At 57.6% G+C, this 23,562-nt stretch carries 19 protein-coding genes; 9 read left to right on the top strand and 10 right to left on the bottom strand.

The genetic code is table 11. The features are described from left to right. From IR141_RS09205 to IR141_RS09230, 6 genes are all read right to left on the bottom strand, one after another. Positions 1 to 758 (bottom strand): ATP-binding cassette domain-containing protein (locus IR141_RS09205; protein WP_135036319.1); only part of this gene is annotated, 758 nt, incomplete at its 3' end. After that, positions 755 to 1,738, bottom strand: a complete 984-nt coding sequence (gene oppD / locus IR141_RS09210; protein WP_135036322.1) for an oligopeptide ABC transporter ATP-binding protein OppD — start codon at positions 1,736 to 1,738, stop codon at positions 755 to 757. The genes IR141_RS09205 and oppD, both read right to left, overlap by 4 nt. 126 nt (positions 1,739 to 1,864) lie before the next feature. Beyond that, a complete protein-coding gene (gene oppC, locus IR141_RS09215; protein ID WP_135036325.1) occupies positions 1,865 to 2,776 on the bottom strand; it encodes an oligopeptide ABC transporter permease OppC in 912 nt (303 codons plus the stop codon). Positions 2,777 to 2,862: 86 nt separating this feature from the next. Next, positions 2,863 to 3,783, bottom strand: coding sequence for an oligopeptide ABC transporter permease OppB (gene oppB, locus IR141_RS09220; RefSeq protein ID WP_135036328.1), 921 nt, complete (start codon positions 3,781 to 3,783; stop codon positions 2,863 to 2,865). 82 nt (positions 3,784 to 3,865) lie between these two features. Further along, positions 3,866 to 4,030, bottom strand: coding sequence for a hypothetical protein (locus IR141_RS09225; RefSeq protein ID WP_167743146.1), 165 nt, complete (start codon positions 4,028 to 4,030; stop codon positions 3,866 to 3,868). Further along, the gene (locus tag IR141_RS09230) at positions 4,009 to 5,625 is read right to left on the bottom strand and encodes an ABC transporter substrate-binding protein (protein WP_228068212.1); all 1,617 of its coding nucleotides are present in this window, start codon (positions 5,623 to 5,625) and stop codon (positions 4,009 to 4,011) included. Before IR141_RS09230 ends, IR141_RS09225 begins: the two co-directional genes overlap by 22 nt. Before the next feature lie 201 nt (positions 5,626 to 5,826). On the opposite strand from IR141_RS09230, the gene IR141_RS09235 reads away from it, so the two are divergent. Further along, the gene (locus IR141_RS09235) at positions 5,827 to 6,129 is read left to right on the top strand and encodes a hypothetical protein (protein WP_135036334.1); all 303 of its coding nucleotides are present in this window, start codon (positions 5,827 to 5,829) and stop codon (positions 6,127 to 6,129) included. On the opposite strand, the gene glnE is transcribed toward IR141_RS09235, so the two are convergent. Together glnE and IR141_RS09245 are read right to left on the bottom strand one after the other, a co-directional pair. Further along, positions 6,055 to 8,751 (bottom strand): bifunctional [glutamate--ammonia ligase]-adenylyl-L-tyrosine phosphorylase/[glutamate--ammonia-ligase] adenylyltransferase, encoded by a 2,697-nt coding sequence (glnE, locus tag IR141_RS09240; RefSeq protein WP_135036337.1) that lies wholly within the window; start codon positions 8,749 to 8,751, stop codon positions 6,055 to 6,057. The genes IR141_RS09235 and glnE overlap by 75 nt on opposite strands. Positions 8,752 to 8,912: 161 nt before the next feature. Further along, the gene (locus IR141_RS09245) at positions 8,913 to 9,455 is read right to left on the bottom strand and encodes an isochorismatase family protein (RefSeq protein WP_135036340.1); all 543 of its coding nucleotides are present in this window, start codon (positions 9,453 to 9,455) and stop codon (positions 8,913 to 8,915) included. A 467-nt stretch (positions 9,456 to 9,922) separates the two neighbouring features. Here IR141_RS09245 and pgaA point away from each other — a divergent pair, with 467 nt between their 5' ends. The 7 genes from pgaA to IR141_RS13480 all read left to right on the top strand — a co-directional run bounded on the left by pgaA (position 9,923) and on the right by IR141_RS13480 (position 19,208). After that, entirely contained in the window at positions 9,923 to 12,349 is a 2,427-nt protein-coding gene (pgaA, locus tag IR141_RS09250; protein ID WP_228068213.1) for a poly-beta-1,6 N-acetyl-D-glucosamine export porin PgaA, read from the top strand. A gap of 103 nt (positions 12,350 to 12,452) precedes the next feature. Continuing rightward, entirely contained in the window at positions 12,453 to 14,279 is a 1,827-nt protein-coding gene (gene pgaB / locus IR141_RS09255) for a poly-beta-1,6-N-acetyl-D-glucosamine N-deacetylase PgaB (RefSeq protein ID WP_135036343.1), read from the top strand. Positions 14,280 to 14,415: 136 nt separating this feature from the next. Next, positions 14,416 to 15,642, top strand: a complete 1,227-nt coding sequence (pgaC, locus tag IR141_RS09260; protein WP_135036346.1) for a poly-beta-1,6-N-acetyl-D-glucosamine synthase — start codon at positions 14,416 to 14,418, stop codon at positions 15,640 to 15,642. A gap of 48 nt (positions 15,643 to 15,690) precedes the next feature. Continuing rightward, positions 15,691 to 15,978: a hypothetical protein gene (locus tag IR141_RS09265; protein WP_135036349.1), complete on the top strand. Its 288-nt coding sequence runs from the start codon at positions 15,691 to 15,693 to the stop codon at positions 15,976 to 15,978. A 172-nt stretch (positions 15,979 to 16,150) separates the two neighbouring features. Beyond that, positions 16,151 to 18,736, top strand: coding sequence for a bifunctional aconitate hydratase 2/2-methylisocitrate dehydratase (acnB, locus tag IR141_RS09270; RefSeq protein ID WP_135036353.1), 2,586 nt, complete (start codon positions 16,151 to 16,153; stop codon positions 18,734 to 18,736). Further along, positions 18,729 to 18,962, top strand: coding sequence for a hypothetical protein (locus IR141_RS09275; RefSeq protein WP_135036355.1), 234 nt, complete (start codon positions 18,729 to 18,731; stop codon positions 18,960 to 18,962). The genes acnB and IR141_RS09275 overlap by 8 nt, the downstream gene beginning before the upstream one ends. A 96-nt stretch (positions 18,963 to 19,058) precedes the next feature. Next, positions 19,059 to 19,208: a hypothetical protein gene (locus IR141_RS13480; protein WP_228068214.1), complete on the top strand. Its 150-nt coding sequence runs from the start codon at positions 19,059 to 19,061 to the stop codon at positions 19,206 to 19,208. 156 nt (positions 19,209 to 19,364) lie between these two features. On the opposite strand, the gene mtgA is transcribed toward IR141_RS13480, so the two are convergent. Next, positions 19,365 to 20,051 carry a monofunctional biosynthetic peptidoglycan transglycosylase gene (mtgA, locus tag IR141_RS09280; RefSeq protein WP_135036358.1) on the bottom strand — a complete coding sequence of 229 codons (687 nt, stop codon included), beginning with the start codon at positions 20,049 to 20,051 and terminating at the stop codon, positions 19,365 to 19,367. A 1-nt stretch (position 20,052) separates the two neighbouring features. Further along, a complete protein-coding gene (aroE, locus tag IR141_RS09285; RefSeq protein WP_135036361.1) occupies positions 20,053 to 20,871 on the bottom strand; it encodes a shikimate dehydrogenase in 819 nt (272 codons plus the stop codon). 507 nt (positions 20,872 to 21,378) lie between these two features. On the opposite strand from aroE, the gene glnA reads away from it, so the two are divergent. After that, on the top strand, positions 21,379 to 22,797 hold the full coding sequence (gene glnA, locus IR141_RS09290) for a type I glutamate--ammonia ligase (protein ID WP_135036364.1): 1,419 nt from the start codon (positions 21,379 to 21,381) through the stop codon (positions 22,795 to 22,797). Positions 22,798 to 23,562: the final 765 nt, after the last annotated feature.

Here is a 23,562-nt window from a genome sequence, read left to right on the forward strand (position 1 = left end):
GTGTAGGGGTGGGCGGGGCGGCCGTACACTTCGTGATAGCGGCCAAGCTCGAGTGCATGGCCCAAATACATCACCAACACGCGGTCGGATATGTGTTTCACCACCGACAAATCGTGGGCGATAAAAATCAGCGCCAGCCCCATTTCTTTCTGAAGGGCTTTGAGCAGATTGACCACCTGCGCCTGCACGGATACATCGAGCGCCGACACGGGTTCATCGCAAATCACCAGCTTGGGCTTGAGAATCAGGGCGCGGGCGATGCCGATGCGCTGGCATTGACCGCCTGAAAATTCGTGCGGGTAGCGGTTGATGAGGTTGGGCAGCAGCCCCACTTTCAGCATCATTTCTTTCACCTGATGCTCGGTTTCGCTTTTTTTGAGCTTGGGAAAATGGGTTTTCAGCGGCTCGGCGATGATTTCGCCTATGGTCATGCGCGGGTTGAGCGAGGCGGGCGGGTCTTGGAAAATCATTTGGATTTCGCGCCGCTTGCGGCGCAGCTCCTGCGCGGAAAGGCCGGAGAGGCTGCTGCCGCGCCACAGGACGCTGCCGCCGTTGGCCGGGGTGAGGCCGATGATGGCGCGGGCCAGGGTGGATTTGCCGCAGCCCGATTCGCCCACGATGCCCAATGTTTCGCCTTCGGCCAGGTCAAACGAGATGCCGTTTACGGCTTTGAGGGTGGCGGGTTTCTGCCAAAAGGCGGTTTTGCTGTTTCTAACATTGAAGAAAACCTGCAAATCGGATACGGATAACAGGCTCATGATTGCGCTTCCTGCAGGGTTTCAGACGGCCTGTGGCAGGCGCGGCGGCGGCCGGGGGCGAAGGTTTCCGGCTCGGGCGCGCCCAGGCAGCGTTCAAAGGCATGGCTGCAGCGTTCCCGAAACGGGCAGCCGGCGGGCAGGCTGCTCAGGTCGGGCGGGTTGCCGGCAATGGTGGGCAGGGCTTCCCGGCCGCCATCGAGACGCGGCACGGCGCCGAGCAGGCCGATGGTGTAGGGGTGGGTGGGGCGGTAGAAGATGTCGCGGACGCTGCCGTATTCCATGGTGCGGCCGGCATACATCACCAAAACATGGTCGCAGATGCCGGCCACCACGCCCAAATCGTGGGTAATCATAATAATGGTGGTGCCGAAATCGCGTTTGAGCCCGCCCAGCAGCGCCATAATCTGCGCCTGCACGGTAACATCGAGCGCGGTGGTGGGCTCATCGGCAATCAAGAGTTTGGGGCGGCACAGCAGTGCCATCGCAATCATCACGCGCTGGCGCATTCCGCCCGAAAATTCGTGGGGATACATCTGAATGCGCTTTTTGGCTTCGGGGATTTTCACCGCATCAAGCATACGCACCGACTCTGCCCATGCCTCGGCCTTGCCTGCGCCTTTGTGCAGCCGCAACACTTCGGCGAGCTGGTCGCCCACCCGCATATAGGGGTTGAGCGAAGTCATCGGGTCTTGAAAAATCATGGCGATTTGTTCGGCGCGGATTTTGTTGAGCGCTTTTTCGGGCAGGTTGAGGATTTCGCGCCCGTTAAAGCGCACCGAGCCGCAGGCGCGGCCGTTTTTGGCCAGCAGCCCCATCACGGCAAAGGCGGTTTGCGATTTGCCGGAGCCCGATTCGCCCACAATGCCCAGCGTTTCGCCTTCGTGCAGGTCGAAATGGAGTTGGTTTACGGCGGTTACCGTGCCGTCTTCGGTGTGAAAGCGCACTTCGAGATCGCGCACTTGCAGCAGCGGTGTGTTCATGATGATGGCTCCTGTTCAGACGGCCGCCGCTGCACCGCGCGGCGGGGGACACGGTTTGCGGCTGCCGGCAAGCGTTGGCGGCAAAGGCCGTCTGAAAATATTTCTGCATCTGAAATTTTTTGGCACTCAGCAGTCTTTCGGGTCGAGGGCATCGCGCAGGCCGTCGCCGATAAAGTTGAAGCAAAACAGCGTAACCACCAGAAAGGCGGCGGGCACCAAAAGCTGCCACGGCGCAACCTGCATGGTGTTGGCACCGTCTTGCAGCATCGCGCCCCAGCTGGTCATCGGCTCCTGCACGCCCAGGCCGAGAAAGCTCAAAAACGATTCAAACAGAATCATGCCCGGCACCAGCAGCGAGGCATACACCACCACCACACCCAACACATTGGGCACAATGTGGCGGAACACGATTCTGATATCGGAAACGCCCGCCACCTGCGCCGCTTCGATAAATTCTTTGCGCTTGAGGCTGAGGGTTTGGCCGCGCACGATGCGGGCCACATCCAGCCACGACACCATGCCGATAGCCACGAAGATAAAGCCCAGATTGCGGCCGAACAGCGTTACCAGCAGAATCACGAAAAACATAAACGGAAAAGCGTTGAGTATTTCGAGAAAGCGCATCATCAGCGCATCGGTTTTGCCGCCGAAAAAGCCGGCCACCGCGCCGTAGGCCACGCCGATCACCACGGCCACCAGCGCGCCGGCCGCGCCCACCGTCAGTGAGATGCGCCCGCCCACCGCCACGCGGGCGAGCAGGTCGCGCCCGAGCGAATCGGTGCCGAAATAGTGGCGGCTTTCCAACGAGGGCGGTGTCTGCATAAAGCCCCAATCGGTGTGGTCGTAGCCGAACGGTGCCAGTGCGGGCGCGGCCAGCACAAAAATACACACGGCCAGCAGAACTAGGCTGCCGCAGAGCGCGGCGCGGTTGCGGCGGAAACGCCGCCAGGCATCCTGCCACAGGCTGCGGCCTTTGATACCGGCGGCGGGGTCGAGGGCTGCGGCCAGCGCCCGGGCGGTTTTTTTATCGGTGAGCATGAGCGGCCTTTATCGGTTGCAGTGTGGTTTGCGGCCGTCTGAAAAGGGCGGCTTGCCGAGCGCGGGCTTCAGACGGCCTTGTGGGGTTAATAGCGTATTTTCGGGTCGATAACGGCATAAAGAATATCCACCACCGCGTTGAAGGTGATGGTGAGCACGCCCACCAGAATGGTGAGGCTCAAAACCATGCCGTAATCGCGGTTGAGTGCACCGTTTACAAACAACTGGCCGATGCCGGGCAGGCCGAAAATGGTTTCCACCACAATCGAGCCGGTGATGATGCCCACAAAAGCCGGCCCCAAATAGGAAACCACCGGCAACAGCGCGGGGCGCAGGGCGTGTTTGAGCACGATATGGCGGGCGGGCAGCCCTTTGGCGCGGGCAGTGCGGACAAACGGGCTGTTCATCACTTCAATCATCGAGCTGCGCGTAATCCTGGCGATGCCGGAAACATAGGCCATAGCCAGCGCGGCCACCGGCAGCACCATATTGGCGGCGGCACCGCCGTTCCAGCCGCCGGCGGGCAGCCATTTGAGCCAGACGGCGAAAATCAGCACCAGCAGCGGCGCTTTCACAAAGCTGGGCACCACCACGCCGGTCATGGCGGCGGCCATGGTGAGGTAGTCGGGCCAGGTGTTTTGCTTTAACGCCGCCAACACGCCCAGCGTTACCCCCAGCAGCAGCGCCGCCGCAAACGCATACAGGCCGATTTCGAGCGACACGGGAAAAGCCTGCGCCAGCAGCTCATTAACCGTGTAGTCTTTATATTTGAACGAAGGGCCGAAATCGCCTTGCGCCAACTGCTTGAGATAGTTGAGATATTGCAGCCAGATCGGGTCGTTGAGGTGATATTTGGCTTCGATGTTGGCCAATACCGCCGGCGGCAGGTTGCGCTCGCCGGTAAACGGGCTGCCCGGTGCGAGCCGCATCATGAAAAACGACACGGTAATCAGCACAAACAGCGTGGGTATGGCTTCGAGCATACGGCGGATAATGAATTTGAGCATGGGCAATCTTCGTTAGGTGTTGTGTTTGCAGCCGGTTTCAGACAGCTTTTTTTGATTTATCCTGCTGTTTTTCCGTAGTTTTTTATAGTTGTTGCATCTGTGTGTGCTGCCGCCGGGCGGATGCCGCAGCAGTAAGGGCGGTGTTTTTTTCAGACGGCCTTTCAAGAAGGCCGTCTGAAAAAGCGGGCATTGCCGGCGGGCGGTGTTTCAGACGGCCGCCCAAACTCAGTGTTTCAGGATTTTCCAATTTTTAATCTGCCAGTTGTCCATCGGGTCTTGCACCGAATAGCCGGCCACATAGGGTTTGACCAGGCGGGCATTGGTGTAATGGTAAACAAAGATGGTGGCGGCATCCTGATCCAACACGGCCTCCGCATCGCGGTAGAGTTTGGCGCGCGCTTCGGGCGACACGCCTGCGGCCAGCGTTTGGCTGATCAGGCGGTCGAACCCGGCGCTGCGGTATTTGCCGTAGTTGTTGCTGTTGTCGGATTTATAGGTGTTTAAAAACGAAGAGGCTTCGTTGTAGTCGGCGCACCAGCCGCCGCGCGCCATTTGGTGGCGTTGGTTGCGGCGGGTGTCGAGATAGGTTTTCCATTCTTGGTTTACCAGCTGCACGTTCACAAAGCCCAGCGCTTCTTTCCACAATGCGGCGGCGGCCACAGCGTTTTTCTTGTGGTTTTCGTTGGTGTTGTAGAGCAGCTCGAACGAAAGCGGCCGGGTTTCGCCATAGCCCGCTTCGGCCAGCAGTTTTTTCGCTTCTGCGATGCGCTTGGCTTTATCCCATGCCTTCCACTCGGGCGTAAACGTTGCCATGCCCTGCGTGGCGGGCGGGGTAAACTGGTAGGCCACGGTTTCGCCGCGCCCGACCACTTTTTCCGTCAGCGTTTCGCGGTCGAGCGAAAGTTGCAGGGCTTTGCGCACTTTGGGGTTGTCAAACGGCGGCTTGGTGTGGTTGAACTCATAATAATAAGTGCACAGATAAGGGGCTGTTTTGACTTGGCTGCCCATTTCCTGCTGCAGCGGTTTGAACTGCTCGGTGGGAATATCGTTGTAGCTGACATCGATTTCGCCTGCTTTGAAGCGGCTGATGTCGGTGTGTGCCGATGAGATGGGCAGCAACACGGCGCGGTTGATGGTGGTAGCGGCATCGTCATAATAGGCACTGTTGCGCTCGAGCACGATTTGGCTGTTTACCTCCCATGCGGCGGGCTTGTAGGGGCCGTTTACCACCATATTGGCAGGCAGCGTCCATTTTTCGCCGAATGTTTCCACGGTGGCGCGGTGCACCGGCTTGGTGGATGTGTGTATCAGCACATCGGGAAAATAAGGCACCGGCTCGGTGAGGGTGATTTGCAGCGTTTTACCGTCAAGGGCTTTCACGCCCAACGTATCGGGCTTGGCTTTGCCGTTGATAACCGGCTCCGCACCGGCCACTTTCACATCGGCCAAATAGCTGGCATAGGGCGAGGCGGTGGCGGGATCGGCCACGCGGCGCATACTGTACACAAAATCTTCGGCAGAAACCGGGTCGCCGTTGCTCCATTTTGCATCGCGCAGTTTGAACGTCCAAACTTTATTGTCGGCACTTTCCCACGATTGGGCCATGCCCGGCACGGTGTTGCCGTTGTTGTCGGTAGAAACCAGCCCCACCAGCATCTGCCGCAGAATATTGCTCTCGGGCACGCCCGATACTTTGTGGGGGTCGAGCGATTCCGGTTCGGCACCGTTGTTTACCGTGATTTCCTGCTTTTCGGCCGGCTCGGAAGGCTGGGTTTGCCCGCCGGCAGAAGAGCCGCCGCCGCAGGCCGCCAGGCCGAATGCGGCCGATAAGGCCCATATCAAGGGAAGGCATCGAGAGGTGGGATAAGGCTGCATAACGTTACTCCTGTGGGCGGCAACGCCGCATGATTGGCGTGAATCCTTCGTTTCCGTTACGGCGTTGCTGCGCTTTTGCGCAAGAGAACGGTTTGCAGGCCGCCCGATACTGAAAATAAAGCGGATTCACTATAAAGATACGGTTTCGGCACTATTCTTTTCAAGAAAGTGAATAAGTGTCAAGCGGTTTTTACCCTGTCAAGTTGCGTGCACGGCGGGGATAACGCCGTATCGCGAACCCGTTTGGTTTCTGTTGCAGACGTTGCCGCGCTTTGGCTCAAAGGGAACGGTTCGGCAGACCCGGCGGCGGAGGGCGGCAGCGTTTGGCCGTCTGAAAAACCATCCGGTGTTTTTCAGACGGCCATGTTCAGACGGCCATGTTCAGACGGCCGAATTTCAGACGGCCTCGAAGCGCGCATCTTCGCCGAACACCTGCCGCCACAGGCTGCGCACGTTTTGGTAATGGTTTAACAGCTCGGGGGTGAGGTTGACTTTGTCGGCATCGCGCAGTTTGGTGTTGTGCTGCTGCCGGCGGTAGAAGCGGTAGGCGGTGCGGCTTTGCTCTGCCAGGGCTTTATCGATCAGGCCGGCATCGGCGGCGATGTTCAGCAGGGCGATGTTGCCGTAGTTGTCGAGCAGTTCGGGGTGTCGGTACGAATGCGCCAGAATCAGATACTGCACGATAAATTCCACATCGACCACGCCGCCGCGCGCGTATTTGACATCGCTGTCGGCCGGCGGGTGGGCGGCGAACATTTTTTCGCGCATGGCAATGATTTCGCGGGCGAGCGCGGCGGCATCGCGCGGCTGTGTGAGTACTTGTTGGCGCAGGCGGTCGAAAAACGTGCCGATTGTGCTGCTGCCGCAGATGAAGCGGGCACGGGTGAGGGATTGGTGTTCCCACGTCCACGCGCTTTCGTGCTGGTATTTTTCAAAGGCGGCGGTGCTGTGGGCGAGAAAGCCGGCATCGCCGTTGGGGCGCAGGCGCAAATCGACATCGTAGAGCGTGCCTGCGCCGGTGGCGGCGGAAAGCCAGTTGGTGAGGCGGCGCACGAAGCGGCCGTAGATGTCGGGCGCATCGGGGTGGGGGTCGTGGTAGAGATAGACCAGGTCGAGGTCGGAGGCGTAGCCCAGCTCTTTGCCGCCGAGTTTGCCGTATCCGATAACGGCGATATTCGGGGTGTCGGTGTGGGTTTTGGGGGTGTCGGCCCACACGGCGGGCAGGGCGGCGGCGAGCAGGGTGTCGGCCAGCGCGGAGAGTTGGTCGGACAAGGCTTCAACCGTCCATAATCCGGCCAAATCCTGCACGGCAAGGCGGAATATCTGGGTGTGTTGGAAGTGGCGCAGAATGTCCATCTGTGCTTCGGTGTCGCCCCGGGCGTTGGCGAGGCCGTCTGAAAGCGCGGCGGCGAGCGCGGGCCAGTGGTATTCGGTTTCCATTAACTGAGTGCTCAAAAGTTCATCGAGCAGTATCGGGTATCGGCACAGGTAGGCGGCCACCCACGAGCTTTGCCCCATGATGCCGGCCAGTTGCCGCAGCACCTGCGGGTGTTCGTTGAGAAAGGCCAGATAGGCCGAGCGGCGGCTGACGGTTTCGAGAAAGTCGATAAGCCGCAGCAGGGCGGCGGTGGGGCGGGGTTGGGCGGCGGCGGCTTCTGCCAGGGCCGGCATCACGGCATCAAAACGCGGTTGGGCGTGGGCGGAAAGGCGGCAGTATTTGTGGCTTCGGCGCAGTTGTTCGAGCCGTTCGGCCACGGTTTCGGCCTCGAAGCCGTGTTCGGCCAGGCGGTTGCGCAGAGTTTCTCCGCTGCCGTTTTCCTGCCATATCCACTGCCAGCTTTTGCCGGTTTGTTGCGGGGTTTCTTCCGGTTGGGCGAGGATTTCGTTAAAGATGGCGTTGACTCGGCTGCGGTGGCGGTTGAGGCCGTCTGAAAAGGCGGCGTAGCCGGCAAAGCCCATGCTTTCGGCCAACAGCTGTTGTTGTTCGGGGTTTTGCGGCAGGGTTTGGGTTTGCTGGTCGTCCCAATATTGCAGGCGGTGTTCCACATCGCGCAAAAAGCGGTAGGCGGCTAAGAGGGTGTCGGCGGTGTGGCGTTCGAGTATGCCCAGGCGGGCGAGTTCGTGCAGGGTTTCCTGCGTGCCTTTCATCTGCAGGCTGCGGATGCGGCCGCCGCGTATCATTTGGAAAATCTGGGCGACAAATTCTATTTCGCGGATGCCGCCCGCGCCGAGTTTGATATTGTTTTCCATGCCTTTGCGGCCGACTTCGCTGCGGATTTGGCGGTGCAGCGCGCGCATGGCCGCGTAGGCGTTGAAGTCGAGATATTTGCGGAACACGAAAGGCCGCACCAGCGGGGCGATGCCGTTGGGGTGGGGCGTAACCACGCGGCCTTTGCACCAGGCGTAGCGTTCCCATTCGCGCCCCTGCTGTATCAGATATTGCTCGAGCGCGGTTTCGCTCAGCACCAGCGCGCCGGCATCGCCGTCCGGCCGCAGGCGCATATCGACACGGAACACTTGGCCGTCTGAAGTGATGTCGTTTAGCAGCGCAATCAGTTTCTGGCCGGTTTTGGTGAAAAATTCCTGATTGCTGCGGGTGCGTTTGCTGTTGGTGTCGCCCGCTTCGGGGTAAACAAAAATCAGGTCGATATCGGAAGACACGTTTAATTCGTAACCGCCGGCCTTGCCCATCGCCACCACGCTCAGGTGCTGCGGCTCGTTTGTGTGGCGGCCGATGGGCGTGCCGTACCTATCCTGATAATAGGCATGGGCGAAATCGAGCGCGGTATTCACGGCAAAATCGGCAAACAGCGTGATGGTGCGGGTAACTTCGGCCAAATCGCTGATGCGGTTGATGTCGCGCACGATAATCTGCGCGGCCACATAGCGGCGCAGCAGGCGCAACTGGCGCGCCAGCTCGGCTTCGTTTTCACCGGCAAGAATGGCTTCCCAATCGGCAAAGGCGTGGAAATCGGCGGTGTCGAGCACTTTATCCAGCATGGGGTGCAGGATTTCGGGCTTGAGGTTGCCGTTGTCGAGATGGCGGGCGAGATAGAGGGAATGGCGGCGGGCGTTGGCAGTGAAGGTTTGCATGGTAGAAATCGGGCGGCTGGGGTTGGCGCGGAAGCCGGCGTGTCTGCAAAGGCTGCCGGCTACTGGTTTCAGACGGCGGCCTCGTTATTGCAAGGCGGTTGGGACAGGCCGTCTGAACATACAGGCCGTCTGAAAATATGGCGTTCAGACGGCCTTGCGCTTTATTGGATCAGTTTGGACACGGTTTTAAACGCCGGGTGTTTGGCATCGCCCAGCAGCCCGAACAGCACGCTTTCCACATTGGAAACTACCGCGCCGGCAGCACGCATCTGCTCCAGCGCATTGGCTTTGTTGGCGGGCGCGCGCGATGCGGTGCATTCAAACGGCACATACACACCCAACCCTGCCGCGCGCAAATCGAGCACGGTTTGCAGCATACACACATGGGCTTCAGCGCCGATAAGAATCACGTTTTGAATCCGGCGGCTCTGCAAAAACTGCTCGGTTTCGGGTATCAGCGCGGAAAAGCGCGTTTTTTCAAACACGGGCGCGCTGCCCAGCAGGCCGGCAACGGGGGCAACCGTGCGCCCCAAACCTTTCGGGTATTGCTCGGTGACCGCCAGCGGCACGCCCAAAGCCTGCAAACCTTGCAGCAGCGTCAGGCTGTTTTCTACCATTTCTGCGGCCTGGTGGAGTGCAGGGTTCAGGCGCTCCTGAATATCGACTACGATGCAGGCGGTGTTGTCGGGGCGGGGGTGGGGCATGGCATTCTCCTGTTTTTCCATAGGGTTTTCAGACGGCCTATTATTTATCCGAACGGCTCCGGGGGGCAAGGGTAAAGACAGATTTGGTTTGGCAGAACAAAATTTTTATATTTATATTCAATATAATGATTAAATCAAATGCAATAGTTTCATATATTTATATAAAGCCGTTCATATTCTGAATTTGACCGTTAAGACTGGACTCAGGCAATTTTTACGGGAGTTAATATAAGCTGTATCAAACTATAAATTGAGCCTGAGGGTTGGTTGTCAGGCTGAAAAATAAGTTGGCTCACATTACTTACAAATCGTGAAACCACACCGGACAAGAAAAGGCAGCCGACTGCGGCGCAGACGGGTAAGGCCGGATGCAACTGCATCGTTCTGTGTTGGTTTGCGGTAAAACGTTCTGTTGTTTCTCATTTGAAAAATCACTGCATCACGTTTCTCAAGATGCGGAAACCCCCTTGAAATTTCCAAATCAAATCATGAGCCGAATCCACAAAATTTCTTTATGCACGGCGGCCGCTTTTGCATCTGTGCCGTTTGCGGCCGCCCAAGACATCCAGGCCGAACGCGAACGCTGGGCGCTCCACGCCCGCAGCGGGGAGGCACAGCTTGCCGAATCGGTGGCGCAGTTGGGCGATCTGTATGCGCAAAGCGGCGATGCAAAAGTGCGCGCCGATTTGATTGCCCTGCTGGTGCGGCAGGAAAAACCGGAAGCGGCGTTGGCTGTGTGTGCCGGCTGCCCGATTGAAAGCTATAGTGCAGACGAGTTGGAAAACCTCGCCAAGGCCGCCCGCGACATCAAACAATACCCGCAGGCCGCCGCATTCTACCGCAGCTTGCAGCTTGCCGCGCCGCAGAATCAAACCGGTTATCTGGGGAGCGCGCTGGTTGCGGTGGACAGCGGAGACTATGCCGCTGCACAGCAGCAGATCGAATCTTACCTCAGGCGTTTCGGTAACGATAAGGGCATACGCAACGCCCAAGCCTATCTGAAACAGCGCACGCAGCCGCTCACCGAGCGTCTGGCCGAGCAGCAGCGCCTGTTTGAAGCAGACCCCGCCAACGGTGACCATGCCTTGCAGCTTTACCGCACTGCCGCCCAATTGCAGCTTTTTCCGCAGCAGGAGCGGATTATGGCTCAGTTTCCCGAGCGGTTCGGCGAACAAGACCGTTTGTGGCTGCAGGCGGCCAAAGCGGTTGTGTTGCTGCGTGGCGCCCGCCAAACCGGCGATCCGGCGCAAATCCGTGAGGCTTATGAGAGCCTGGGCGAAGTGGTCGGCAAATCGGAAGCGGGCAGCCCGCTGCACACGCAGGCATTGCGCGACCGCGTGGCCGCCGCCGTGGCTTTAGGCAACGAAAAACAGGCGTTGCGCGATTACCGGATGCTGGAAGGGCAGGGCAGGCAGCCCGATTATGTGCAGGACGGATATGCTAAGGCCCTGCTGATGGCCGGAAGCCCGCGTCAAGCGCGCAAGGTGCTGCACGGGCGCATGAACCGCCAGATGGCGGTGCAGGGCAAACTTGATCCTGAATTAGTGGAGATGTTGGCGGAAACCGATGCCGATTTGATGGAGTTTTCGGCCGCTCAAGAAAAAATCAAACATTGGAATCCGAAAAAATACACGCCCGACTTCACCCACACCGTTGAAGTGGAAAACCCGTATTACGATACCCAATATTTTTGGAATACCCGCCTGGAAGCCTGGAACGGCAATGTGAAAGGCGCGCACAAACTGATGCAGAACTGGCTCGGCGAACACCCCGCCGACCCGTGGGCGATGGTTTTGGACGGTGAGTTGTCGCAGATTGACGGCCATGAAGACCGCGCCTTGGCAAGGTTCGATGCCGCCCGCGAATATTTGGGCGAACCCGGACAAAAGTGGATAGACGGCAAAGCTGCCGCTGCCCATATGTCGGCAGGCAACTGGCGGGCGGCAGCAAGATTATCCGCAGGGCTGGGCCGCGATGATGTCGGTCACAAGGGGTTTTGGCAGCTTTACGATGAAGAGCGCGCCGCCCGTTTGGAAATCGGCGGCATGGCAATGAAAGCTACCTCGCCTGCAGACGGCACCGAATGGGCGCAAACTGCCAAACTCTACAGCCCGCGCAGCAGCAGCGGCCACCGTGCCTATATTGCGCAGCAGCACAACGATGTGCCCAACCACGGCAGGCCGCTGCGTGCAGGCCGGGTGGGGGCGGGTGCCGAAATCAATCTTTATCCGGTGGTGGTGCATGCCGAAGCAGGGCACGGCACACAGCTTAACGGCAAGGCTTACGCTGTGCTGGGTGCGGATTGGCGCGTAAACGACTTTGTGGGCTTCACCGCCCGCGCCGCCTCCAACAGCGTCAATACCCCCGTTAAAGCTCTGTGGCAGGAAGTGTATGCCGATGAATACACTTTGGGCGCGGAATATACCCATTCGGCGGCCACCCGCGCGGGCATGGGTGCGAGTGTGATGAAATTTGATGACGGCAACACCCGCCAAACCGTCCATGCCTGGCTTTCACACGATATTTTCCAATACAACCGCTGGAAATTGGGCAGCTCGCTGTGGACAGATTACAGCCGCAACAAAGATATTCCCTCTGCCTTTTACTACAACCCCGAAAACAGCAAAACCGTGAGCGGCGAGCTGGCGCTTTCCTACACCCTGCCGCTGGACAACGGCATCAGGTTCACCCAAACCGCCGCCGGCAGCGCGGGGCGTTACCGGCAGGCCGGCCACCCAGCCGAAAACACCTGGCAGATTAAATACGGCCACGATTGGCGTTTCGGCCGCCGCGCCGCGCTGGGTTACGAGTTCGGCCGCCGCCGTGCTATGTATGACGGCAGTCTCGAATATCAAAACTTCGGCGGCGCCAAGTTGAGCGTGAAGTTTTACTGACCGAATGTCTGCTTTTCAGACGGCCTCGGGCTCCGGCTTCAAGGCCGTCTGAAAACACCAGCCGGCATTCCATTGAAACCAAGATTACCGAAGGCAGAAAAACATGAACTGCAAACGCCTCTTCGCCGGCCTCCTCGCCGGCCTCATTATGCTGCAAGCCGCTTATGCCGCCGATGTGCGTTACGGCGTGATGTGTTATCACGATGTAGTCGATGAAACCGCTCCCGTTATCAAAACTAAGGAAGAGCGGGAAATGAAGGGTGAAATCCAACGCCGTTACTTTCCGCAAACCATCACCGTGCAAAGGCTGGCCGCCCACTTTAACTGGCTGCGCGACAACGGCTACACCCCCGTGAGCTTCAAGCAGATCGAAGCGGCAAGGGCAGGCCGCGCCAAGCTGCCGCCCAAACCCGTGCTGCTTACGTTTGACGATGGCTACCTAAGCTTCTACACCAGAATCTATCCGTTGCTGAAAGCCTTTGATTATCCGGCGGTTTTCGCCTTGGTGACGGGCTGGATGGAAACCCCGCAGGGCGGCCTTGTCGATTACGGCAAACAGAAGCTGCCGCGCTCGGCCTTCATCACTTGGGAGCAGGTGCGCGAGATGCAGAAAAGCGGCTTGGTGGAAATCGCCTCGCACACCCACGACCTGCACCGCAGCATCACGGGTAATCCCGCCGGCTCGCAGTTTGCCGCCGTGTTTCCCGAATATAAAAACGGCCGCTACGAAACCCGTGATGCCTACCGGCAGCGCGTGCGCAACGATTTGAAACGCTCGGTAGACATCATCGCCGCCCGCACCGGCGTGCGCCCGAATGTGATTGTGTGGCCTTACGGTCATTTTAACGAAACCGCCCGCGAAATCGCCGCCGAAGTGGGGCTGGACAACGACTTTACCCTGTTTGACGAAACCCCCAACACCACAGAGCAGCGCAGCATCGGCCGCGCCCTGATTGACAACGAAACCGGCTATCCGCTGATGAAAGCCTATTTGGAGGGGCAGATGTTTACCCCGCCGCACCAGCGCGCCGTGCATATTGATTTGGGCCGTCTGTACACCCCCGACCCCGCACAGTTTGCGCGCAATTTCGACAAACTCATCGAACGCATCTACAAAATGGGCATCACCACCGTGTATCTGCAGGCCTTTGCTGATGATGATGGAAACGGAGTGGCGGAAGCCGCGTATTTTCCCAACCGCCATCTGAAAGTGAAGGCCGACCTGTTCAGCCGCGTGGCCTGGCAGTTGATGACGCGCGCCAATGTGAAAGTGTATGCGCAGATGCCGCTGACGGCTTTCGACTTGGGCAGCGGTTACGTTTCCGGCAGCCGCACCGGCAAACCCGAGGCCGGCCGCCCTTTGCGCCTTTCGCCCGATGGTGCCGAAAACCGCCGCGCCGCAGCCGAAATTTATGAAGACTTGGCGTTCAGCAGCCGCTTCAACGGTCTGGTGTTCCGCGATGGCGGAGATAAGCGTGGTGATTTAATCGACTATTCCAAGCTGCTCAAACAAACGGCGCTGAAATACAGCTTCAACGGCATAAACGGCATGAAAACCGTGCGCAGCCTTGATGGCGGTTTGCCCGCCCAAAGCCTGCCCGCATTTGCAGCGGCCTACGATTACACCGCCTTCACGGCCCTGCCCTACCTGGAAAACGGGCAGCCGTTAAGCCCTAAAGAAGCCGCCCGCCGGTTGGTCGGTTTGGTGGCCGGAGTCAAGCGCAGCGGTGTGCCGCTCGATAAAACCGTGTTTGAACTTCAGACGGCCGATCCGCGCACCGGGCAGCCTGCTGGCGGGAAAGAACTGGCAGGGTGGATGAGCCTGCTCAAAAAAGAAGGCGTGAAAAATCTGGCCTACTATTCTGATGACTTTTTGCAGGACAGGCCGCCGCTGAAAACCATCAAACCGGTATTTTCGGTGCAGCGCTGAGCCCGGTTTTACCGGCAGGCTGCCGGTAAGCTTTATTTTCAGACGGCCTGCCGCCATAGGGTGTGAGGCCGTCTGAAAACAAACCCCGTTATCAAAACAAACGTTTCAAATACGCACAGCAAGGGCAGAACTTCCGATGGACTGGTATGAATATTTGGCGGCATTCGTGATGCTCTATCCGGGCATGATGGCCGTGTATTGGACGGTTTCGGGCGTTTTTTATTTTCTGTTTTTTGAAAACAGGGCAGGCGAGCCTGAGTTTATGTATCAAGGGTATGCGCCCATGGTGAGCGTGTTGGTTCCCTGCTACAACGAGGCAGACAACCTCGACACATCGATACCCCACCTGCTCAATTTAACCTACCCCAATTACGAGCTGATTTTCATCAATGACGGCAGCACTGACAACACGCTCGAAATCATCCGCTGCTGGGCGGAGAAAGCCGAAAAAATCGTTGTGGTGGACCAACCCAACGGCGGCAAAGCCTCGGCTATGAATAACGGCGCACACCACGCATTGGGCAAATATATTGTCGGCATCGATGGTGATGCCGTTCTCGACTACAGTGCCATCGAATACATGATTCAAAACCTGGAAGACAACCCCGAATTGGGTGCCGTTACCGGCAATCCGCGCGTGCGCAACCGCAGCACGGTGCTGGGCAAGCTGCAGGTGGCCGAATTCAGCTCGATTATCGGCCTGATCAAACGCTCGCAAAGCGTTGTCGGCACGCTGTTTACCGTATCGGGCGTGATTATGTGCATACGCAAAGACGTGCTGCTCAGCATAGGCGGCTGGAGCGACAACATGATTACAGACGATATCGATGTGAGTTGGAAAACCCAAATCGCCGGCTACAACATCGCCTACGAACCGCGCGCCCTGTGCTGGGTGCTGATGCCCGAAACCATACGCGGCCTCTACCGTCAGCGGCTGCGTTGGGCGCAGGGCGGGGCGGAAGTGGTTTTGAAGTATTTCAAAAACATCTGGCGGCTGCACCATATCCGCCTGTGGCCGCTTTATGCCGAATATTTCATCACCCTGCTGTGGGCGTATTCGCTCTTGGCCATCACCATTGTGGGTTTGGCGGAGTGGGCACTCGGCCACCCGCACGATTTTGTGCTGCTCAAAGTGGCGAGCCTGGTTACTTTCATGATGTTTATTTTGCAGTTTTCCGTGAGCATGTTTATCGACAGCCGCTATGAAGGCAACCTGTTCCGCTATTTCATCAGCTGTATTTGGTATCCCTACGCTTTCTGGCTGCTGAACAGCATCACGCTGATTCACGGTTTCCCCAAAGCGCTTTTGCGCGACAAGCAGCGCAAAGCCACCTGGGTCAGCCCCGACAGGGGCGTGCAGTAGGATGTTTGCCGCACGGCATCTTTATCATAGTAAAACAAGGAGAAGCTTATGCCCGAACAAGTTCAGGACTTGCGCGAACTGATGGTTATCCGCAAAGCGCGCAATCCCAATCCGGTTATCAGCACCAAAAGCATGTTGATTTTTGCCGTAACCTGGTCGTTGTGGCTGCTGACGGCTTATCTGATTGTCAACAACCACCGCAGCCTGCTTTTTAACCCCATTGTAGGCAATCGGACACTGATTGATTTGGTCAAAGCAGCCGCTGTGGTGGTGTTGGCCCAACTGAACCTGCTGCTGGCATGGTCGGTGTGCATTTCGCGCAGGCGCAAACACTGATGCCGGCGTATCCCAAAGGCCGTCTGAAACCCTTTTCAGACGGCCTTTAATTCTATCGGGCCGCTGCAAAAGAAAGTTCCTATTTACACAAAATTGGTTTATGATTTGGAAACTACGCAGCACTACAATGTGCGGCGTTCCCAGAAGAAAAACCACTAAAAGGAACAATAAGATGTTAGAAGCCTATCGCAAAGCCGCCGCAGAGCGCGAAGCTCTGGGCATTCCCGCCCTCCCGCTCACCGCCCGGCAAACCGCCGATTTGGTGGAGCTGTTGAAAAAACCGCCTGCAGGCGAAGACCGGTTTTTGGTAGATTTGCTCGCCAACCGCGTGCCGCCCGGTGTGGACGATGCATCCAAAGTGAAAGCCTCGTTTTTGGCAGCCGTTGCCGAAGGCAGCGTACACAGCCCGCTGGTGTCGCCCGAATACGCCGCCAAACTTCTGGGTACCATGCTCGGCGGCTACAACATCCACCCGCTGATTGAGCTTCTCGACAACGAACAACTGGCACCGGTTGCCGCAGAAGGGCTGAAACACACCCTCTTGATGTTCGACTCTTTCCACGATGTGCAGGAAAAAGCCGAGCAAGGCAACCCTCACGCCCAAGCCGTGCTGAAATCGTGGGCAGATGCCGAATGGTTTACCTCACGCGAAAAAGTGCCCGAAAAAATCACCGTTACCGTATTTAAAGTCGATGGCGAAACCAACACCGATGACCTCTCTCCCGCGCCCGATGCTTGGAGCCGCCCCGATATCCCGCTGCACGCGTTGGCCATGCTGAAAAACCCGCGCGAGGGCATCAGCCCCGACAAACCCGGCGAAGTCGGCCCCATCAAATTGTTGGAAGAGCTGAAAGCCAAAGGCCACCCCGTTGCCTATGTGGGTGATGTGGTCGGCACCGGCTCTTCGCGCAAATCTGCCACCAACTCCGTGATCTGGCACACCGGCCTGGATATTCCTTTTGTGCCGAACAAACGCTACGGCGGCGTGTGCCTGGGCGGCAAAATCGCCCCGATTTTCTTCAACACCCAAGAAGACTCGGGCGCACTGCCGATTGAGGTGGATGTTTCCGCGCTGAAAATGGGCGATGTGGTCGATATTCTGCCCTATGAAGGCAAAATCGTGAAAAACGGCGAAACCGTTGCCGAATTCCAACTGAAATCGCAAGTATTGCTCGATGAAGTGCAGGCCGGCGGCCGCATCAACCTGATTATCGGCCGCGGCTTAACCGCCAAAGCCCGCGAAGCGCTGGGCTTGCCCGCCTCCACCGAATTCCGCCTGCCGCAGGCGCCTGCCGACAGCAAAGCAGGCTTCTCGCTGGCGCAGAAAATGGTCGGCCGCGCCTGCGGCCTGCCCGAAGGGCAGGGCGTGCGCCCCGGCACTTACTGCGAACCGCGCATGACCACAGTCGGCTCGCAAGATACCACCGGTCCGATGACCCGCGATGAGTTGAAAGACTTGGCGTGTTTGGGTTTCTCGGCCGATTTGGTGATGCAGTCGTTCTGCCACACCGCCGCCTACCCGAAACCGGTAGACGTGAAAACCCACAAAGAGCTGCCCGAGTTTATCTCTACCCGCGGCGGCGTTTCCCTGCGCCCGGGCGACGGCGTGATCCACTCGTGGCTCAACCGCCTGCTGCTGCCCGACACCGTGGGCACCGGCGGCGACTCGCACACCCGCTTCCCGATCGGTATTTCCTTCCCCGCAGGTTCGGGCTTGGTGGCCTTTGCCGCCGCCACCGGCGTGATGCCGCTCGATATGCCCGAATCCGTGTTGGTGCGTTTCAGCGGCAAACTGCAACCGGGCGTTACCTTGCGCGATTTGGTAAACGCCATTCCGCTGTATGCCATCAAGCAGGGTCTGCTCACCGTGGCCAAAGCCGGCAAGAAAAACATTTTCTCCGGCCGCATTCTGGAAATCGAAGGCTTGCCCGATTTGAAAGTAGAGCAGGCGTTTGAATTGAGCGATGCTTCTGCCGAACGCTCCGCCGCAGGCTGCACCGTGAAGCTCAACCAAGAGCCGGTTATCGAATACATGAAGTCCAACATCGTGTTGATGAAAAACATGATTGCAGACGGCTATAAAGACCCGCGCACGCTGGAGCGCCGTATCAAAGCCATGGAAGCCTGGCTGGCCGCCCCGCAACTATTGGAAGCCGACCCGGATGCCGAATACGCCGCCGTTATCGAAATCAATATGGACGACATCAAAGAGCCGATTGTGGCCTGCCCGAACGACCCTGATGATGTGAAATTCATGTCTGAAGTGTCGGGCACGCCGATTGACGAAGTGTTTATCGGCTCGTGCATGACCAATATCGGCCACTTCCGCGCCGCTTCCAAACTGCTGGAAGGCAAGAGCGACATTCCCGTGCGCCTGTGGATGGCGCCGCCCACCAAAATGGACGCGCAAGAGCTGACCAATGAGGGCCATTACGGCGTGCTCGGCCGTGCCGGCGCGCGCATGGAAATGCCTGGCTGCTCGCTGTGTATGGGCAACCAGGCGCAAGTGCGCGAAGGGGCAACGGTGATGTCCACCTCCACCCGCAACTTCCCCAACCGTTTGGGCAAAAACACTTTCGTTTATCTGGGCTCGGCAGAGCTGGCCGCGATTTGCTCCAAGCTGGGGCGTATCCCCACCGTGGAAGAGTATCAGGCCAATATCGGCATCATCAACGAGCAGGGCGATCAGATTTACCGCTACATGAATTTCAACGAAATTGACAGCTACAACGAAGTGGCCGCAAAAGTGAATGTGTAACGGCGCAGTAAAGCCTTTCAGACGGCCTGATGCTTTGCAGAGGCCGTCTGAAAAAACAGCAACAAAACGGTTGATGCCGTTTTGTTTTTTTATTTTGGGCGGCAATATCTGCCTGATGTTTTCAGACGGCCTCTGCAAAGCATCAGGCCGTCTGAAAACATTCGGCCGCCGTCATTCCCGGGCAGGCGGGGGGGCGGGTTTGAGCAATCGATTGATTATTGGATAGGCAGGGCGCGGAGGGTAATCAGAAAAAACGCCGGTATCGGGCTGTTGATACTGCCGACCGTTATCACCGCGCGCTTGTGGCGGCGGCATGTTGATCATGAATCCGCTTACCCCGTTAAGGCGCAGCAACGCCGCAGCGGGGCAGGCGGATTGTATTTTGTATGATGAACTGCTGCGCACGGGCGGTAACGGGAAACAGGTTCCAGACGGCTTGAATGGCTTGCAAAGGCCGTCTGAACAACAGTAAAACGGTTTGGTGCCGTTTTGTTTTTAATTCGGGCGGCAATGTCTGCCTGATGTTTTCAGACGGCTGCAACGGCCGGCAGGTTTTAAGCCGGTGGTTTTTCAGGATTCCGCGTAAACGTTCCTGAACTTTACGGTAGTTGCGGGTTTGCGCTGCGCCTTATTCGGTATCCGGCAATGCGGCAGAGCCCATACGGCGCATGATGATGTTGGTTTTTCTGTGCAAACTGCGGTCGCGCGGATTATCGGCGTAATACAGCGGGCGCGGCACGCGGGCGGCGAGCTCGGCGGCCTGCTGCCTGGTTAGGTTTGCGGCTGGCTTTTTATAAAAATGCTGTGCGGCGGCTTCGGCGCCGTAAATGCCGTAGTCCCATTCGATTACGTTTAGGTAAAGCTCGAAAATACGGTCTTTATCGGTGGTGGCTTCCATCATGGCGGTGATGACGGCTTCTTCGGCCTTGCGCCAATAACTGCGGCTTTCGTTTAAAAACAGGTTTTTTGCCAGCTGCTGGCTGATGGTGGAGCCGCCGCCGCGGATTCTGCCGCTCTGCTGATTGCGCTTCATGGCGTTGCGGATGCCGCTCCAATCGAAACCGCTGTGGGCGGCGAAGTTGGCATCTTCCGAAGCAATCAGGGCTTTTTTGAGATTGGTGGAAATTCGACTATAGGGCACCCAGCGGTAATCTAATTGGATATCTTTACCTTGGGCGCGGAACTCGTTCATGCGCATGCTCATAAACGCGGTTTTGTGCGGTGCTACGGCGCGATAGGTGATGATGCTGCCGTATATATAGGCATGAAACAGGATAAATGCCGCAAAGGGCAGCGCCAGCAGCCACTTAATCATTTCAGACGGCCTCCCTCATATAGCGGATAACGGGTTGGATGTCGGGTGAAAAACCGCGCCAAAGCCGGTAGGAAAACGCGGCCTGCCCCACCAACATACCCAAACCATCGGCAGTTTTTTGGGCACCGCTGCGGCGGGCATAATCCAAAAACGCCTGCGCCGCCGCGCCGTATACCATATCGTAGGCCAGCACGCAGCTGCCGAACACTTCGGGCGCAACTGCCGGTATTTCGCTGCTTAAACTGCCTGATGTGGCGTTGATGATAATATCGAAACGGTTGGCGGGCAGGCCGTTTAATGGTGCCGCCCGAATGCCGAAACGCTCTGCCAATTCCCGCGCTTTGGCCTCGGTGCGGTTTGCGATGGTGATGTCGGCAGGCTGCTGTTGCAGCAACACGGGCACTACGCCGCGCACTGCGCCGCCTGCTCCTAAAATCAGAATGCGCTGGTTTTGCAGGGCGGTTGCCTGCGCTTCGGTGATGTCTGCCGCCAAGCCCGCACCGTCTGTGTTGTCGCCGAGGAAACGGCCGCCGCCCAACGGGATAATGGTATTGACTGCGCAGGCGGCTTTTGCACGTTCGGAATGTTCGTCCACCCAATCATAGGCATCGGTTTTAAACGGCACGGTAACGTTTGCGCCCAAGCCGCCTTCGGCAAAAAAGCGGCCGGCGGCGGCGGCAAACCCGCCCGGCTCTGCCAAGATGCGGTCATACTCGATCTGCACCTTTTCCTGCAAGGCAAATTGTCGGTGGATTTGCGGCGATTTGCTGTGGGCAACCGGGTTGCCGAAAACGGCATAACGGGGAAGTGTGGCGGCCATTGCGGCAGGCTCCGTAACAATGCATTCGAACGCGGAATGGAATCCGCGCAGACAGGCGCATTATATATCAGCCGTTTCAAAATAAAACCTGAGGTGCCGGCGGTCTATGCCCGCCGGGCATAGACCGGATAAAGGTTCGGCCTGTATCTGTATTGGTATAATGGATTGCATTTAAACACGGCATCCTAACTGCCAACCCGCTTGAAAATCAGTAAAAGGCCGCTGCCGATAGTGGAAGCAGTATAACAATGGGGAATTTCATTCACTACGGCAGGTTGTGGTAAGGGGGAGGCCGTCTGAAAAAACGTTCAGACGGCCAAAATGCTTTACACGGCAGATTATTGACGGTGTTGCCGGCAAAAACTATATTGGCCCCCATTGCTGCATCATGCCGTTTATGCGCCCATTTTTCCGGCGGTTGTGGCACAATGCCTGTTTTCCGCCTGCACCCGGATTGGGTTGTTTTAAAACCGCTTTCTCTTTCACTATCCTCTTAAGGAGCAGATTATGTCTGTTAAAGAAGTTGTCAAACTCATCGAAGAAAACGAAGCGCGCTTTGTAGATTTGCGCTTCACCGACACCAAAGGCAAGCAGCAGCATATTACCGTGCCTGCCCGCACCGTATTGGAAGACCCCGAAGAATGGTTTGAAGAAGGCCAGGCGTTTGACGGCTCTTCGATGGGCGGCTGGAAAGGTATCCAGGCTTCCGATATGCAGCTGCGCCCCGATGCCGCCACCGCCTATCTCGATCCGTTTTACGATGATGCCACCGTGGTGGTTACCTGCGATGTTATCGACCCCGCAAACGGGCAGGGCTACGACCGCGACCCTCGGTCTATCGCCAAACGTGCCGAAGCCTATCTGAAATCTTCAGGCATCGGCGACACTGCTTATTTCGGCCCCGAACCCGAATTTTTCGTGTTTGACGGCATAGAATTTGAAACCGGCATGGGCGGCACCCGCTACCAAATCCACAGCGAAGAAGCCGCTTGGAGCAGCGGCAAATCCTATGACGGTCAAAACACCGGCCACCGCCCTTTCGTGAAAGGCGGTTATCTGCCCGTTGCACCTGTGGATTCCGGTCAGGATTTGCGCTCTGCGATGGTAAACCTGCTCGAAGAAATCGGCATTCCCGTTGAAGTGCACCATCATGAAGTGGCCACCGCCGGGCAGATGGAAATCGGCACCCGGTTCGACACGCTGGTGCGCCGTGCCGACCAGACCCAGGATATGAAATACATCATTCACAATGTGGCCCACAATTTCGGCAAAACCGCCACCTTCATGCCCAAACCGATAATGGGCGATAACGGCAGCGGTATGCATGTACACCAGTCCATCTGGAAAGACGGTCAAAACCTGTTTGCAGGCGATGGTTATGCCGGCCTTTCCGACACCGCTCTTTACTACATCGGCGGCATCATCAAACACGCCAAAGCCCTCAACGCCATCACCAACCCCTCGACCAATTCCTACAAACGCCTGGTGCCGCATTTCGAAGCCCCCACCAAGCTGGCTTATTCGGCCAAAAACCGTTCGGCATCTATCCGCATTCCGGCGGTGAACAGTGCCAAAGCCCGCCGTATCGAAGCGCGTTTCCCCGACCCGATGGCCAACCCTTATCTGGCTTTTGCCGCCCTGCTGATGGCCGGGCTTGACGGTATACAAAACAAAATCCACCCCGGCGACCCGGCCGATAAAAACCTTTATGATCTGCCGCCCGAAGAAGATGCGCTGGTGCCGACCGTTTGCGTCTCTCTGGAAGAAGCGTTGGAAGCATTGAAAGCCGACCACGAGTTTCTGACCCGCGGCGGCGTGTTCAGCAAAGACTGGATTGAGAGCTACATCGCGCTCAAAGAAGAAGATGTCAAGCGCATCCGTATGGCGCCGCACCCGCTGGAATTTGAAATGTATTATTCGCTGTAACCACGGAAACGACCGCACCCCGCACCAAAAATGCGGGGTGTTTTTTGTATGTGTGTGGCGTGGGTATGCCCCGCCCGGATCGGCAAACCCGGGCCGTCTGAAATACCGGAGCATGCCGTTTCCGCTTACCCGGAACGGCGCGGCAGGCAGGGGGAGAAGGCGCACCTCTATCTAACTCCGTTGCAATAGGCTGCACGAAACCGATTCTGTGCCGCTTGGGCGGCCGGCAAAATCTTTTTAGGGCTGGGGCGCGGTAATGCGGTAACGAAAATAAAGTGGGCGCACCATACTTTCGGCATAATAGGGCTTCCCCGGTTAATACGCTTGGTGCGCCCGCCTTTCCTATTCTTCAACCGTACACGCAGCGGGCTTATGGATGATTGGAATTTTTTTAAGACACTCCGCCCCGATGGGCGGTCGGCATTTGACGTATAGCTGCGGTGGGTTTGAAGGCAGGTGCGGGCAAGGGGCAGGGCTGTGAAGAAATAGGGCTGATAAGTTGAAACTGGGTTGAAAAAGTATTTTATTCTGCCCCAAAGTCTGCATTTTCCTGCTTGCAGTGCCAAAGGCCGCAGCTGCTTTGTAACCATCCCGTTATGGTGTTTTACCGGATACAGAAAATCCCGCCTTTGCCTGACTGTTAAATATCGTGCAAAACTGAGCCAGGGAAACGGGGAGTTGTGCTCCAAAATTGAGCCACTCTCCGTTTGTTATAAACTGCTCCGCTTTATCACACAGCGGAGCCCAACCTGGATGTTATGCATG

The sequence above is a fragment of the Neisseria sp. 19428wB4_WF04 genome (assembly GCF_015235335.1).
GTDB classification, from domain to species: domain Bacteria; phylum Pseudomonadota; class Gammaproteobacteria; order Burkholderiales; family Neisseriaceae; genus Neisseria; species Neisseria musculi.

Excerpts from the sequence above, each read along its gene's own strand:
- oppD (WP_135036322.1), bottom strand. The coding sequence starts at position 1,738 with ATGAACACACCGCTGCTGCAAGTGCGCGATCTCGAAGTGCGCTTTCAC.
- glnE (WP_135036337.1), bottom strand. The coding sequence starts at position 8,751 with ATGCAAACCTTCACTGCCAACGCCCGCCGCCATTCCCTCTATCTCGCC.
- IR141_RS09265 (WP_135036349.1), top strand. The coding sequence starts at position 15,691 with ATGCCCGAACAAGTTCAGGACTTGCGCGAACTGATGGTTATCCGCAAA.
- pgaB (WP_135036343.1), top strand. The coding sequence starts at position 12,453 with ATGAACTGCAAACGCCTCTTCGCCGGCCTCCTCGCCGGCCTCATTATG.
- IR141_RS13480 (WP_228068214.1), top strand. The coding sequence starts at position 19,059 with ATGAATCCGCTTACCCCGTTAAGGCGCAGCAACGCCGCAGCGGGGCAG.
- aroE (WP_135036361.1), bottom strand. The coding sequence starts at position 20,871 with ATGGCCGCCACACTTCCCCGTTATGCCGTTTTCGGCAACCCGGTTGCC.
- pgaC (WP_135036346.1), top strand. The coding sequence starts at position 14,416 with ATGGACTGGTATGAATATTTGGCGGCATTCGTGATGCTCTATCCGGGC.
- oppB (WP_135036328.1), bottom strand. The coding sequence starts at position 3,783 with ATGCTCAAATTCATTATCCGCCGTATGCTCGAAGCCATACCCACGCTG.
- oppC (WP_135036325.1), bottom strand. The coding sequence starts at position 2,776 with ATGCTCACCGATAAAAAAACCGCCCGGGCGCTGGCCGCAGCCCTCGAC.
- mtgA (WP_135036358.1), bottom strand. The coding sequence starts at position 20,051 with ATGATTAAGTGGCTGCTGGCGCTGCCCTTTGCGGCATTTATCCTGTTT.
- IR141_RS09275 (WP_135036355.1), top strand. The coding sequence starts at position 18,729 with ATGTGTAACGGCGCAGTAAAGCCTTTCAGACGGCCTGATGCTTTGCAG.
- glnA (WP_135036364.1), top strand. The coding sequence starts at position 21,379 with ATGTCTGTTAAAGAAGTTGTCAAACTCATCGAAGAAAACGAAGCGCGC.
- IR141_RS09245 (WP_135036340.1), bottom strand. The coding sequence starts at position 9,455 with ATGCCCCACCCCCGCCCCGACAACACCGCCTGCATCGTAGTCGATATT.
- acnB (WP_135036353.1), top strand. The coding sequence starts at position 16,151 with ATGTTAGAAGCCTATCGCAAAGCCGCCGCAGAGCGCGAAGCTCTGGGC.